At 46.1% G+C, this 14563-nt stretch carries 11 protein-coding genes; 10 read left to right on the forward strand and 1 reads right to left on the reverse strand.

Features of this window, described 5'->3' with window-relative positions; genetic code table 11:
- Positions 1 to 5: 5 nt before the first annotated feature.
- The 10 genes from acsB to NE638_RS02825 all read left to right on the forward strand — a co-directional run bounded on the left by acsB (position 6) and on the right by NE638_RS02825 (position 12463).
- Positions 6 to 2135: an acetyl-CoA decarbonylase/synthase complex subunit alpha/beta gene (acsB, locus tag NE638_RS02780; protein WP_059085928.1), complete on the forward strand. Its 2130-nt coding sequence runs from the start codon at positions 6 to 8 to the stop codon at positions 2133 to 2135.
- A gap of 173 nt (positions 2136 to 2308) precedes the next feature.
- A complete protein-coding gene (acsD, locus tag NE638_RS02785; RefSeq protein ID WP_015525297.1) occupies positions 2309 to 3250 on the forward strand; it encodes an acetyl-CoA decarbonylase/synthase complex subunit delta in 942 nt (313 codons plus the stop codon).
- Between the two features lie 21 nt (positions 3251 to 3271).
- Positions 3272 to 4618, forward strand: coding sequence for an acetyl-CoA decarbonylase/synthase complex subunit gamma (gene acsC, locus NE638_RS02790; RefSeq protein ID WP_015525296.1), 1347 nt, complete (start codon positions 3272 to 3274; stop codon positions 4616 to 4618).
- Between the two features lie 110 nt (positions 4619 to 4728).
- On the forward strand, positions 4729 to 5514 hold the full coding sequence (acsE, locus tag NE638_RS02795) for a carbon monoxide dehydrogenase/acetyl-CoA synthase methytransferase subunit (protein WP_015525295.1): 786 nt from the start codon (positions 4729 to 4731) through the stop codon (positions 5512 to 5514).
- Positions 5515 to 5662: 148 nt separating this feature from the next.
- Complete coding sequence (acsV, locus tag NE638_RS02800) at positions 5663 to 7603, forward strand: corrinoid activation/regeneration protein AcsV (RefSeq protein WP_015525294.1); 1941 nt, start codon at positions 5663 to 5665, stop codon at positions 7601 to 7603.
- A 27-nt stretch (positions 7604 to 7630) separates the two neighbouring features.
- Positions 7631 to 8293 (forward strand): DUF3786 domain-containing protein, encoded by a 663-nt coding sequence (locus NE638_RS02805; RefSeq protein ID WP_059085927.1) that lies wholly within the window; start codon positions 7631 to 7633, stop codon positions 8291 to 8293.
- 98 nt (positions 8294 to 8391) lie between these two features.
- Positions 8392 to 10077, forward strand: coding sequence for a formate--tetrahydrofolate ligase (locus tag NE638_RS02810; protein WP_015525292.1), 1686 nt, complete (start codon positions 8392 to 8394; stop codon positions 10075 to 10077).
- Positions 10078 to 10175: 98 nt separating this feature from the next.
- Positions 10176 to 10805: a cyclodeaminase/cyclohydrolase family protein gene (locus NE638_RS02815; protein ID WP_021651423.1), complete on the forward strand. Its 630-nt coding sequence runs from the start codon at positions 10176 to 10178 to the stop codon at positions 10803 to 10805.
- 14 nt (positions 10806 to 10819) lie between these two features.
- Positions 10820 to 11671, forward strand: a complete 852-nt coding sequence (locus NE638_RS02820) for a bifunctional 5,10-methylenetetrahydrofolate dehydrogenase/5,10-methenyltetrahydrofolate cyclohydrolase (protein ID WP_015525289.1) — start codon at positions 10820 to 10822, stop codon at positions 11669 to 11671.
- A 63-nt stretch (positions 11672 to 11734) separates the two neighbouring features.
- Positions 11735 to 12463: a glucosaminidase domain-containing protein gene (locus NE638_RS02825; protein WP_015525288.1), complete on the forward strand. Its 729-nt coding sequence runs from the start codon at positions 11735 to 11737 to the stop codon at positions 12461 to 12463.
- Between the two features lie 437 nt (positions 12464 to 12900).
- Here the strand turns inward: NE638_RS02825 and NE638_RS02830 are convergent, their stop codons facing one another.
- Positions 12901 to 14409: a 4Fe-4S dicluster domain-containing protein gene (locus tag NE638_RS02830; protein WP_173745753.1), complete on the reverse strand. Its 1509-nt coding sequence runs from the start codon at positions 14407 to 14409 to the stop codon at positions 12901 to 12903.
- Positions 14410 to 14563: the final 154 nt, after the last annotated feature.

Here is a 14563-nt window from a genome sequence, read left to right on the forward strand (position 1 = left end):
TTACAGTGACTTTATTTGATAGAGTATTCGGCGGAAACGATGCTGTATATGGTTTAACAGAGGGTGCTATTGACGGCGCGATCGCTCAGTATGGCGAAGACAAAGCTGTCAGCTTCCCGAATACCGCTTACAGCCTTCCTTGCTACTATGCTGTAACAGGAACAAAAGTTACAACATTAAAAGAATTAAAAGAAGCTCTTGGCGTTGTAAAAACACTTATGACAAGAGAGAAAAGACTGAACGATGCATTCATGTCCGGTGTTGCTACAGCACTCTGCGCAGAGTTCATCGAGGTTCTGAAATATATCGACGGAGCAACTCCTTACGAAGAGCCATGCTATGGACATCTTGGTGATGCTGTTATCCGTGAGCTCGGTGTACCGCTCGTAACAGGCGATATCCCAGGCGTTGCTGTTATCCTTGGTGCTGCTCCTACTACAGAAGAGGGTGTTGCTCTTGTAAAGAGCTATCAGGCACAGGGTATCCTGGTAACACTTGTTGGCGGAATCATTGATCAGGTCGCAGAAGCCGGAATGAAGACAGGTGCCAACGTTCGTGTTATTCCTCTTGGAAAAGATGTTACATCTGTTGTTCATGTAGTTTCCGTTGCAATCCGTGCAGCGCTGATCTTCGGTAACGTAACACCTGGAGATGCAGGAACACTTATGAAATACACAATGGATCGTGTACCGGCATTTGTTAACGCATTCAAACCTCTGGATGATGTGATCGTAGCATGCGGTGCAGGCGCTATCGCACTTGGATTCCCGGTTGTTACAAATGAGACAGAGAATATCTTCCGTGTACCGAAGAGCCTTATCGTTCAGGAGGATGTAAGCAAATTTAACGCTACTTCTCTTGAGGCGCGTGATATTAAGATCAAGATCACAAATATCGATATTCCGGTTGCTTTTGCATCTGCATTCGAGGGTGAGATCATCCGTCGTAAAGATATGCAGGTTGAGTTCGATGGCTCCCGTGTAGACTGTGCAGAGCTTGTACAGACCTGCGATGCTTCTGAGATCGAGGATCACAAGATCACAGTAATCGGACCTGAAGTAGATGAGATGGAATTCGGCAGCAAGAACAGCATTGCATATGTTGTTAAAGTTGCAGGTAAGAATATGCAGTCTGACTTTGAGCCGGTTATCGAGCGTAAATTCCACAACTACATCAACTGTATCGAGGGTGTATACCATACAGGACAGCGTGATATGCAGCGTATCCGTATCAGCATTGAGGCATTTAATGCAGGCTTCAGAATCAAACATATCGGTGAGGTTCTTTATGCATCTGTTAAGAATGAGTTCGATGCGGTTGTTGATAAATGTGAGGTTGTTATCTATACAGATCCTGCTGAGTGTACAAGAATCCGTCATGAGGTTGCAATTCCGATCTTTGACAAACGTGATGAGCGTCTTGATACTCTGACAGATGAGTCTGTTGACGTATATTACAGCTGTATCCTTTGCCAGGCATTCGCACCAAGCCACGTATGTGTAGTAACACCTGAGAGACTTGGTCTTTGCGGTGCGGTTTCATGGCTGGATGCAAAAGCTACACATCAGCTTGACCCAGCTGGTCCTTGCCAGATCATCACAAAAGAGCGTCCGATCGATGAGAATCTTGGTTCTTATGAGGACGTTGATGAGGCAGTTCAGAAATTCTCCCAGGGTGCTCTGGAGCACGTTACACTGTACTCCATCATGCAGGATCCGATGACTTCCTGCGGATGCTTCGAGTGTATCTGTGGTATCGAGCCATTCTCCAACGGTGTTGTTATTGCTAACCGTGAGTATGCAGGCATGACACCACTTGGAATGACATTCCCTGAGATGGCATCCATGACAGGTGGTGGAGTTCAGACACCTGGATTCATGGGACATGGTAAACATTTCATTTCCTCCAAGAAGTTCATGAAGGCTGAGGGCGGTATCGAGCGTATCGTATGGATGCCGAAAGAACTGAAAGAATTCGTAGCTGACAGACTTAATAAGACTGCAAAAGAGCTTTACGGAATCGATAACTTTACAGACATGATCGGTGATGAGACGATCGCAGAAGATCCGGAGACACTGGTTGCATTCCTTACAGAAAAAGGACATCCGGCTCTCGGACTTGATCCGATGATGTAATTTATCAGGGAGAAAGGATGTGCGGACATCCTTTCTCCTGTAAACTGTTAAAAAGTTTGTTGATTTTTTAACAGAAATATAGTGCTGCATCTTGCCAATAACTGGTGCTATGTAGTATAATATAAGAAGCTCTGTAGTTTTTTAATTATTATTTTTAAGGAGGCTAACGAAAAATGCCGTTTAATCAGAAACCACAAAAGTTCAATGCAAAGATTAATGCTGTCACAATCGGAAGCGGAGATAAGACTGTGACAATTGGTGGGGATTGTACATTCCCATTTTATTCCTTTGACGCAGAGTCAGAGAACTGCCCGAAGATCGGTGTAGAGATCTCTGATATGGGTCTTGAGGGCGTATCTGAAGGTATCAAAGCTTACTATGAAGGCGCTACTACAATGGCTGACATTGCTAAGAAAGCTGCAGCTATGGAGGGTGCTGACTTTGTTGCACTTATTCTTGAGGGCGGCGACCCGAACGGTGTTAACAAATCTATCGATGAGCTGATCGCAGTTGTTAAAGAAGTTGCAGATGCAGTTGACTGTCCACTGGTTGTAGAGGGCTGCAAGAATGTTGAGAAGGATGCAGAGCTCCTTCCGAAGGTTGCAGAGGCTCTTCAGGGCAGAAATGCACTGATCCTTTCCGAGAAAGAGGAGAACTACAAAGCAATCGGTGCAGCAGCAGGTCTTGCTTACAATCAGATCGTAGGCGCTGAGTCTGCCGTTGATATCAACCTTGCTAAACAGCTTAACGTTGTTACTACACAGCTTGGTGTAGATGCTAAGAAGATCGTTATGAATATCGGTAGTGCAGCAGTTGGTTATGGATATGAGTACGTAGTATCTACTATGGACCGTATCAAAGGTGCCGCTTTAGGGCAGAATGATAACATGCTGCAGATGCCTATTATTACACCTGTATCCGCTGAGACATGGAATGTTAAAGAGGCAATGGCTTCTGAAGCAGACATGCCGGCATGGGGACCACAGGACGAGCGTGGAATCGACATGGAAGTTGAGACAGCAGCAGCTGATCTTGCAGCTGGTTCTGATGCAGTTATCTTAAGACATCCGGAATCTGTTAAGACAATTTCCAAGCTGATCAAAGCACTTGCGTAATAAATAGGAGGATAAAGAGCTATGGCACTGAATGGTATTCAGATCTTTAAATTAACACCAAAGAAAAACTGTAAGGAATGTGGATGCCCTACATGTATGGCTTTCTCTATGAAAGTTGCACAGGGCGCTATGAAAATTGAGCAGTGTCCTCATATGTCCGAGGATGCATTAGCATCTCTTTCTGAGGCAACTGCACCGCCAATGAAAACTATCAAGATCGGAACAGGCGATGGAGAGTTTACACTTGGTGGAGAGACTGTTCTTTTCAGACATGAGAAGACATTTGTAAGCAAAACAAGATATGCCGTATCACTTTGCACATGCATGAGTGATGAAGAAGTAGAAGCAAAACTTGCAGAGATCCCACACGTTGACTATGATCGTATCGGTGAGAGAATGCATGTAGAGCTTGTGTATGTAAACTGCGATGAGAATGCAGATGCTGCAAAATTTACAGCACTTGTAGAGAAGGCTAAAGGTCTTGGAAGAACACTGATCCTTGGCTGTACAGATCCTGAGATCGCAAAAGCTGCCCTTGAAGTATGTAAGGACGGCAAACCGGTTCTTAACGGAGCAAACGCTTCCAACTACGAGGCAATGAGCAAGGTTGCTACAGATGCAGGCGTAGTTCTCGGTGTATCCGGTAAGGACATCAATGAGTTATATGATACTACAGCAGCTATTGAGAAACTTGGCAACAAGAATCTCGTACTTGATACAACAGGAGCTGACATCAAAGAGACCTTTGCAAATACTGTACAGGTTCGTCGTGCAGCTCTTAAGAATCAGGACAGAACATTTGGTTATCCTTCTATCGTTAACCTTGTTAAACTTGCGAAGGGTGACAAACATTTACAGGCAGCACTTGCTTCCATGTTTACTATGAAATATGGTTCTATCATCGTTATGGAGCAGATGACATATGCAGAGGCACTTCCGCTGTTCGGTCTTCGTCAGAACGTATTTACAGACCCGCAGAAGCCAATGAAGGTAGAACCGGGCATTTATCCTCTGAACGGAGCAGACGAGAATTCTCTCGTTGTAACAACAGTAGACTTTGCTCTTACATATTTCGTAGTATCTGGCGAGCTGGAGCGTTCCGGTGTTCCGCTTAACCTGGTGATCAATGATGCAGGCGGACTTTCCGTACTTACATCCTGGGCAGCAGGTAAATTCTCCGGAAACAGCATCTCCGAGTATATCAAAGAGAATGTTGAGCCGAAGGTTAAATGCAGAAGACTGGTTATTCCTGGTAAAGTAGCAGTTCTTAAGGGCGATCTTGAGGCTAAGCTTCCTGGATGGGAGATCATCGTAGGACCAAGAGAAGCAGTACAGCTTGTGAAATTCTTAAAAGACCTTGATGCATAAACTTAAGGTTTAAGAAATCAGCTGTCCGGCAATATCGCCGGCAGTTATAAACGGCTGTGCAGGTTTGCTGCACAGCCATATCCTACTAATATGTAAAGGAGAACACGAGTATGGCAAAATTTGTAACAATTGGGGAGAGACTTTCAACAACAGCACCGGCAGTAAATAAAGCATTTACTGAGAGAGATCCTGAGCCGATCATCAAAAGAGCAAAACAGCAGCTTGATGCAGGCGCTACATATCTTGACGTAAACATCGGACCGGCTGAGAACGATGGAGAGGACCTTATGAAATGGGCAGTACAGCTCCTTCAGTCTGAGTTTGACAATGTTCCGCTTGCTCTGGATACTACAAACCAGAAAGCTATTGAGGCTGGTATTTCCGTATACAACAGAAGCAAAGGAAAACCGATCGTAAACTCTGCAGATGCTGGAGACAGAATTTCCAATATCGACCTTGCAGCAGCTAACGATGCGATCTGTATCGCACTTTGCTCTTCCGGTATGGTTGCATCAGACAATGACGAGCGTATGATGCACTGCCAGAACATGCTTGAGAGAGGTCTTGGCCTTGGTATGGAAGCAGAGGATCTCTGGTTTGATCCGCTTTTCCTTGTTGTAAAAGGAATGCAGGACAAACAGATGGAAGTTCTTGAGGCAATCAAGATGTTCTCCGAGATGGGTCTGAACTCCACTGGCGGTCTTTCCAACAACAGTAACGGTATGCCAAAACATATCCGTCCGATCATGGACTCTGCTCTTGTAGCTATGGCTATGATGAATGGTCTTACATCTGCAATCGTTAACCCTAACGACCTTCGTCTTATGGAGACAATCAAATCCTGTGACGTATTCAAGGGTAACACACTTTACGCAGATTCTTACCTTGAGATCTAATTTGGCGTGTGAATAAAACAGGAGCGCTGTTTCAGAGGCTGGGGGCTTCGGCCTTCAGCCTCTTTTTTACTAATATAGTTTAGTCTAACTCCCAACGCCACAGGTGGAAGACGAATAACTTTTACGAGGCGAGAAAGGTGGTTGCCGAATGTTTAAGGTGACTTTTGCTTTTGAAAATGGCAGTACGGTAGAAGCATTTGCCAATGCGGGGGATAATTTACTGGAGGTTGCTCGTAGTGCCAATGTGGCTATCGATGCACCATGTTCCGGAAACGGAGCCTGTGGAAAATGTCGGGTACAGTTAAAAAGCGGAGAACTGGACTCAAAGAAAACTCTTCATATTTCGGATGAAGAATATGGCGCAGGCTGGCGTCTGGCCTGTATGAGCAAGATCAGTGCAGATGTGGAGGTTCTTGTTCCGGATATTGCATCCGCATATAAGAGCCGAATGAAAGTGGCTGATTTGAGCTCAAAAGAAGAAATCGCTATTTTTGAAAATGCCAAGCATGAAGTTGAGATGGCTGGCATAGAACTTACAAACAGTCTTGATGTTGTGGAACTTCAGATGGATATTCCATCACTGGATGATACCATGCCGGATAATGAAAGGCTGACCCGTGCACTTCAGAAGTTTATGAACCTGAAGCGTGTCAGAATTCCGTATGCGGTGCTTAAGAAGCTTCCAGATGTACTTCGTGAGAGTAAATTCTCTGTGAAGTGCGTGGTTCGTACAGCACCAAATGACATGTATGTTTATGATATTTTTGACAGTAAGAAAGATGTTGTGATCGGTGGTCTTGCTGTAGATATCGGTACCACAACCGTTTCGGCAGTCCTGATCAATATGGAAACAGGAGAGATCCTGGCCAAGAGTTCTTCCGGAAACGGACAGATCCGTTTTGGTGCGGATGTTATCAACCGTATCATCGAATCTCAGAAACCTGGCGGAAAAAAGAAACTTCAGGACGCGGTGATCAAAGAGACCATTAACCCGATGATCCATGAGATGTGCAGAAGCATTCATTTCCCGGAGAAACAGATCTACCGGATGTGTGTTGCTTCTAATACAACCATGAATCATCTGTTTGCAGGGATCAATGCGGATCCGCTTCGTATGGAACCGTATATTCCTACGTTTTTCAAAACAAATTCCTTGTTTGCATCGGATGTGGGAATTGAGATCAATCCGGATGCACATATTATCATGGCTCCGAATATCGGAAGCTATGTAGGTGGAGATATCACTGCCGGTACACTGGTAAGTATGATCTGGAACAGACCGGAATTTTCTCTGTTTATCGACCTTGGTACTAACGGAGAACTTGTATTCGGTAATTCCGATTTTATGATGAGCTGTGCATGTTCCGCAGGTCCTGCCTTTGAGGGTGGAGATATCAGCTGCGGTATGCGTGCTACAGACGGTGCTATTGAGGCATGTACCATTGATAAAGAAACTATGGAGCCGACATATAAGGTTGTAGGTGAACCTGGAACCAAACCGGTAGGACTTTGCGGTTCCGGTATCATTGATGTGATCAGTGAACTTTTTATGACAGGAATCATCAATCCGAAGGGGAAATTTGTCCGTGAGGGCAAAAGAATCCGTCACGATCATTATGGCATGGGAAGCTATGTGATCGCGTTTGAGGAGGAAGCCGGTTCTGCCAAGGATGTTGAGATCACAGAAGTAGATATTGATAATTTTATCCGTGCCAAAGGTGCTATTTTCTCTGCAATCCGTACTATGCTGAATTCTCTTGATTTCGATGTGTCCATGATCGATGACGTATATGTTGCCGGTGGAATCGGAAGCGGGATCAATATGGCTAATGCAGTGCATATCGGAATGTTCCCGGATATCCCTCTTGAGAAGTTCCATTACATTGGGAACTCTTCTCTGACGGGTGCTTATCTGATGCTTCATTCCACATCAGCAGAGAAGAAAACCTATGAACTGGCTTCAAATATGACTTACCTGGAGCTTTCTACAGTTCCTACCTATATGGATGAGTTTGTAGGTGCATGCTTTATTCCGCATACGGACACAAATCTGTTTCCGTCTGTTATGGAAGAACAGCAGAAGAGATAAAGCAGACTAAAACAGCAGAGGTAAAACATGGCTTTTAGTATAAATGACTTGAATTATGAAAAAGACAGCAAAGAAAGAATGCCCTGGGAGCATTATACAGAGGAGTTCGCTAAGGCAGACCCGGCAGAAATTGCCGGACGTCTTTCACTTCCTTATGACGAAGAGAAGAAAGAATTGACTCTGAAATTCCTGGGAAGCGTTTATTATATTTCCTGGCCGGATTTTCAGGTAACTCATAAGGAAGATGATGCGGGATTTTATCCTCTTGAGGAAATGCATTATGCAAAGATCCTTGCTATCCGTTTTCTGCTGAACGGGAATGTATCTCAGGGAAGCGGAAGGTTTAAAACATACAGGGAAATGCCCTGGGGAGAGGTTTATCTCCGTCAGTTTGATGGCAGGTGCATCAAACGCCTGGCTTTCACATACGGAAACAGACTTAAGGATTTCAAGGAGATCATGGAACACATCCATGCGGTTCCCGTGGATCATGGAGATATTGCATACCAGGTGGAGATCTTTCCAGGATATGTAGTTCAGATGATCCTCTGGGAGGGGGATGATGAATTTCCGCCGTCCTCACAGATCTTGTTTTCTGATAATTTTCCGGTTTCCTTTGCGGCTGAGGATATGGCCGTTATGGGAGACGTTATCATTGGGTCTTTAAAGGCATTTCTGAAATGTCTTTAAAAATGAAAAATAGTTAAGAACAGGATGGGACCTGTTTTTATAGAGATGCAGTTTTAAGGGATTAAAAACTGTAAAAATACCTAAAGGGAGGTAACATTATGGGATTTAAAAGTGACATCGAAATTGCACAGGAGTGCGAAATGCTTCCAATTACACAGATTGCAGAGAAGGCAGGTATTGACGACAAATATCTGGAGCAGTACGGTAAGTACAAAGCAAAAATTGATTACAATCTGTTAAAAGAGAGTGACAAGAAAGATGGTAAGCTGATCCTCGTAACAGCTATCAACCCGACACCTGCAGGAGAGGGAAAAACAACAACAACCGTTGGTCTTGCAGATGCAATGCAGAAAATGGGCAAAAAAGTAATGGTAGCTCTTCGTGAGCCATCCCTCGGACCGGTATTCGGTGTAAAAGGTGGTGCAGCAGGCGGCGGTTATGCACAGGTAGTTCCGATGGAGGATATCAACCTTCACTTTACCGGTGACTTCCATGCGATCGGTGCGGCAAACAACCTTCTTGCAGCAATGATCGACAACCATATCTTCCAGGGTAATGACCTGAACATTGACCCGAGAAAGATCACATGGAGACGTTGCGTGGACATGAACGACCGTCAGCTTCGTAATGTAGTAGATGGTCTTGGCGGAAGAACAAACGGTATGCCTCGTGAAGACGGATACGACATTACAGTTGCATCTGAGATCATGGCAGTTCTTTGCCTCGCAAGTGACATCAAAGACCTGAAAGAGAGACTTTCCAGAATCATCATCGGATATACCTATGGTAAAGTTTCCGAGCAGAAACCGGTAACAGCTGGTGATCTTCATGCAGAGGGTGCTATGACAGCACTTCTGAAAGATGCCCTGAAACCAAACCTTGTACAGACACTGGAGCATGTTCCTGCAATCGTACACGGCGGACCATTCGCAAACATCGCTCATGGATGTAACTCCGTAACAGCTACAAAGATGGCTATGAAACTTGCAGATTATGCTATCACAGAGGCTGGATTCGGTGCTGACCTTGGTGCAGAGAAATTCCTTGACATCAAGTGTCGTATGGCAGGCCTTCATCCAAGCGCAGTTGTTATCGTAGCTACTGTTCGTGCACTGAAATACAACGGTGGTGTTCCGAAGGCAGATCTGAACAACGAGAACCTTGAGGCTCTTGAGAAAGGTCTTCCAAACCTTCTGAAACATGTAAGCAATATCAAGAATGTATACAAACTTCCATGTGTAGTTGCTATCAATGCATTCCCGACCGATACCAAGGCAGAGCTTGACCTGGTTGAGGCAAAATGTAAAGAGCTTGGCGTTAACGTTGCACTTTCCGAGGTATGGGCAAAAGGCGGCGAAGGCGGCATGAAGCTTGCTGAGGAAGTAATCCGTCTTGTTGAGGAGCCGAATGACTTCACATATGCTTATGAGCTTGAGGGATCCATCGAGGATAAACTGAATAACATCGTACAGAAAGTTTACGGTGGTAAGAAAGTTGTTCTTACAGCAAATGCTCAGAAACAGGCAAAACAGCTGGAAGCACTTGGATTTGGCAACTGCCCGATCTGTGTTGCTAAGACACAGTACAGTCTGACTGATGATCAGACAAAACTTGGTGCACCGACAGACTTTGAGGTAACAGTACGTAACCTGAAGATTTCCGCAGGTGCAGGATTCATCGTTGCTCTGACAGGTGAGATCATGACTATGCCAGGTCTCCCGAAAGTTCCGGCAGCAACCAAGATCGATGTAGATGAGACAGGTAAGATCACAGGTCTCTTCTAATCGGAACATAAGATCAAAAACAACCGGAGGGGGCTTTTTATAAAGCCCCCAATGGGCTCTAAAGAGTGCTAAAATAAGAATATAAGGAGGAGAGTCCTATGGGATTTTCTACCAGTACATGTACTGAATTTGTTGAGGTATTAAGCTCCAAGGCACCGGTTCCAGGCGGCGGCGGTGCATCTGCCCTTGTAGCTGCTGTTGGTACAGCTCTTGGAAATATGGTTGGAAGCCTTACTGTCGGTAAGAAAAAATATGCAGATGTAGAAGATGAAATGTGGGAGCTGAAAAAGAAATGTGATCAGCTTCAGAAAGATTTCCTTCATCTGATCGAGAGAGATGCGGAAGTTTTTGAGCCTCTTTCCAAGGCTTACGGAATGCCGAGAGAGACAGAAGAAGAGAAGGCTGAGAAGGCTCGAGTAATGGAAGCTGCCCTCAAGGAAGCATGCTCTGTTCCTATGGAGATCATGGAGAAATGCTGCGAGGCTATTGAACTTATCGTTGAGTTCGGAGCAAAAGGTTCTAAGCTTGCAATCAGTGATGCTGGTGTAGGTGCTGCATTCTGCAAAGCAGCTCTTAAGGGAGCAAGCCTGAATGTGTACATTAACACAAAATCTATGGCTGACCGTGCGTATGCAGAGGAATTAAACAAAAAAGCAGACGCTATGCTTGAGAAATATACAAAGATCGCAGACGAGACATTTGACAGTGTTCTCGGAAGACTGAAATAGGAGGAACCAGACAAATGGCAAAGCAGTTATTAGGTAAAGAAGTAACAGCGGCTCTCAATGAAAAGATCAAAGCGAACGTTGCAGAGCTTCAGGCAAAAGGTGTAGATCCTACACTTTGCATTATCCGTGTTGGTGAGAATCCAAGCGATATTTCCTATGAGAGAGGTGCTACAAAGCGCTGTGAGACTCTTGGTGTTGCATGTGAGAAGATCCTTCTTCCGGAGGATGTTTCCCAGGATGAGCTTCTTGCAACCATCGATAAAGTAAACAAAGATGACAAGATCCATGGAGTTCTTCTGTTCCGTCCGCTGCCAAAACATCTGGATCAGGCAGTGATCGAGAATGCACTTGCAGCAGAGAAGGATGTTGACTGTATGACAGATCTTTCCATGTCTGGTGTATTTACAGGCAAGAAGATCGGATTCCCGCCATGTACACCGCAGGCATGCATGGAGATCCTTGATCACTATGGAATCGACTGCACAGGCAAAAAAGCGGTTGTTATCGGAAGAAGTCTTGTAGTTGGTAAACCGGCTGCCATGATGCTTGTTAAGAAAAATGCGACAGTAACGATCTGCCATACAAGAACCGTTGATATGCCGTCTGTTGCAAAAGAGGCGGATATCGTCATCGTTGCAGCTGGTCGTGCTGGTGTTGTCGGCGCTGATTATGTCAGAGAGGGACAGACTATTATCGATGTTGGTATCAATGTCAATGCAGAGGGCAAGCTTTGTGGTGATGTTGATTATGCGGCAGTTGAGCCAATCGTTGATGCGATCACACCGGTTCCTGGCGGAGTAGGAAGTGTTACAACTTCTGTTCTTGTAGGTCATGTGGTTGAAGCTGCAATGAGAAAAGCGCAGTAATAACAGTAATAAAGGATTGATCATTTATATATGTACAGATTCCGAAATAGTTTTTGTTTACGGATGATGGTACTTGCAGGCGTTCTGGTGTTCGGAACGCCTGCAGGTGTTTTGGCAGAGGAAGCGGATCATTCTATGGAGGGTCAGATTTCGAAGCCTCAGTCATCTGGAGAGAGTGATACAGAGGGTTTTGTGGATGATTCCACAGATAATACTTATGGATATTATACGATCATGGGGTGTACCACAGTGGATGCGGAGGATATGGTAGTGCAGTATGAGGCGCAGAATGTGGAGTATCCTTCCGGCATCCTGACGGAGGGTGGTGCACCGGATATTGATACGTTTTGCACGATTGTGATAGAGGAAGCGGATGCGGAGGGCGTCCGTGGAGAGGTTGTTTTTGAGCAGGCCATGCTTGAGACCGGATGGCTTCAGTTTGGTGGGGATGCCAGTGCGGGGCAGTTTAATTTTTCGGGGCTGGGAACTACCGGTGGTGGTGTTGCCGGTAATTCTTTTCCTGATGTAAGGACGGGGATCCGGGCGCAGGTGCAGCATCTGAAGGCTTATGCTTCTTCGGAGGAGTTGAACCAGGCTTGTGTGGATAATCGGTTCCAGTATGTTTCCCGTGAGAGTGCGCCTTATGTGGAGTGGCTTGGGATCCAGGAGAATCCTTATGGTGGCGGATGGGCCGCCGGGAGAAGTTATGGATATAAGCTTAGGAGTCTTCTGGCGGAGTTGAAGGGGGAGGAGTATACTTGGCCGGAGAGTACGGAGACGGTGGAGAAGTAGTGGTGGTGGCGAACGGGACGGCCCGGAAGGGAGTGCGGTTCTGTCCGCGGCCGGGCTTCGTCGGCGGCTGGATCTAAGGCGCCGGGATTCTGCTAAAACCATTTTCCAAAAGCCAGAACTCGCGGCTTTTTGCCGCTCAGACAGCTGGCTTTTGAAAAATAACGCAGAAGTCCCGCCGCCTTAGATCCAGCACACCTCCTGCAGAGTCGTCCGCAGACAGTACCGCACTCCCTTCCGGGCCTGTGCGTTGGTTGGGGTAAGTTGTCTGGCTAAACGATAGGATGTGGATGAGGGATGGAGGCGGGCTTTGCCCTGTCCTGGTTGATAAAATAATGGAGATGCAACCTTGAAGATTAAAGATCTAGGTTGCATCTCCGTTTTTTATTCAATCAAATTGAAATATTGGGGGAATTATATAGTGGAATATTTTGAGGTAGTTAGTTCAACTCCAGGTTTTCCAGTTCCTGTGAGGGGAGTTTTGGTTCTGAGCTGTCTACGTATTTTTTGAGGGCCTTGGAGGTTTTTGCGAAGCCGGCGTTGGTTCCGGCGCCTCCGATGCAGCCTCCGGGGCAGGCCATTCCTTCGATCATGCAGTTTTTGATCTTGCCGGCTTTTGCCAGAGTGAGGACTTTTTTGCATTCGGCAAGGCTTTCTGCGTGTTCGATGTGGACTGGTACATCGGGATAGTATTCCTTCAGACAGTTTTCGATGGCTCCGGCTACGCCGCCTGCAATGGCGTAGCCTCGTCCTGCTGCGGTTGCGGCCTGGGTTTCTTCCGGGAGCTCTTCGCAGGTGGATGTGGTGATGCTTTTGGCGTCGAACAGGCCCCAGAGTTCCTCGAAGGTGATCACGAAGTCTACATCACTTCTTACGGAATGACGCATGGCTTCCAGTTTCTTGGAGGCGCATGGTCCGATGAAGACTACTTTCGCATGGGGGTGCTCTTTTTTTACGATCCGGGCAGTTGCCACCATCGGGGTCAGCTCCTGGGAGATGTTGTCGATCATAGCCGGGAAGTATTTTTTTGCCATGACTGACCAGGATGGGCAGCAGGAGGTGAGGAGGAACGGGAGGTGGCCGGTTGCTACTTCTTTGGCGTAGTGGTGTGCTTCAGAGATGCAGCCGATGTCTGCGCCCAGTGCTACCTCATAAATGTTTGAGAAGCCCAGCTGTTTGAGAGCGGAGCGGAATTGGCCCGGGGTGACGTCTTCGCCGAACTGATTGATGTAGGCGGGGGCGATTTCTGCAATGATCTCAGTTCCTTCTCGGAGGGCATGTGCCAGCTGGAAAATCTGGGATTTGTCGGAGATAGCTCCGAATGGACAGCTGACCATGCACATGCCGCAGGATACGCATTTATCCTGGTTGATGGAGGCGCGTCCCTGTTCATCGCTCTCGATGGCTTTTACACCGCAGGCACGTTCGCAGGGGCGTTCTTTATGGGCGATGGCATCGTAAGGACAGACAGCTTTGCATCTTCCGCAATGGATACATTTGTCCTGGTCGATGAAGGATTTTCCGTTTACCATGGAAATGGCGCCTTTGGGGCAGGTGAGTAAACAGGGATGTGCGACACAGCCGCGGCACATGTTGCTGACTTCGTATTTGTTGGATTCGCATGCGGAACATGCGGAAGGGATCACCTGCATAAGAGGTGGTTCATAATATTTCTCGTCAATGTTGCTGGCCTTCACGCCATCGGTAAGGTGGACGGAACGATTTTCCGGGCGGAGGGAAAGTCCCATGGCCAGACGGACACGTTCGCTTGCAACAGCTCTTTCACGATAGATGCTTTCACGGTATTTCGCGCGTTCCTCTACAATATTGTAGGGAATGGATTCGATATCATGGATCATTGATTCGTCCGTGGATTCAAATCCGATCTTAGCAATTTCGGTAAAAATCTTTCGCCGGATCTGTTTTACTGGTGTGTCAAGATTTCGCATAGATGTTCTCCTTTACAAAATAAATTAATTAAATGTTTTCCACGCACTTTTTATCTATCTTAAAGTAATTGAGAAATAAAATCAATAACCGGCTTTAATGTTTTGGGGCAGAAACAAAGAGCAGATTTGTATCTTTATTATCAAAGCTGTTAAA

The organism is Blautia sp. MSK.18.38, from assembly GCF_024460535.1.
Lineage (GTDB): Bacteria > Bacillota > Clostridia > Lachnospirales > Lachnospiraceae > Blautia_A > Blautia_A fusiformis.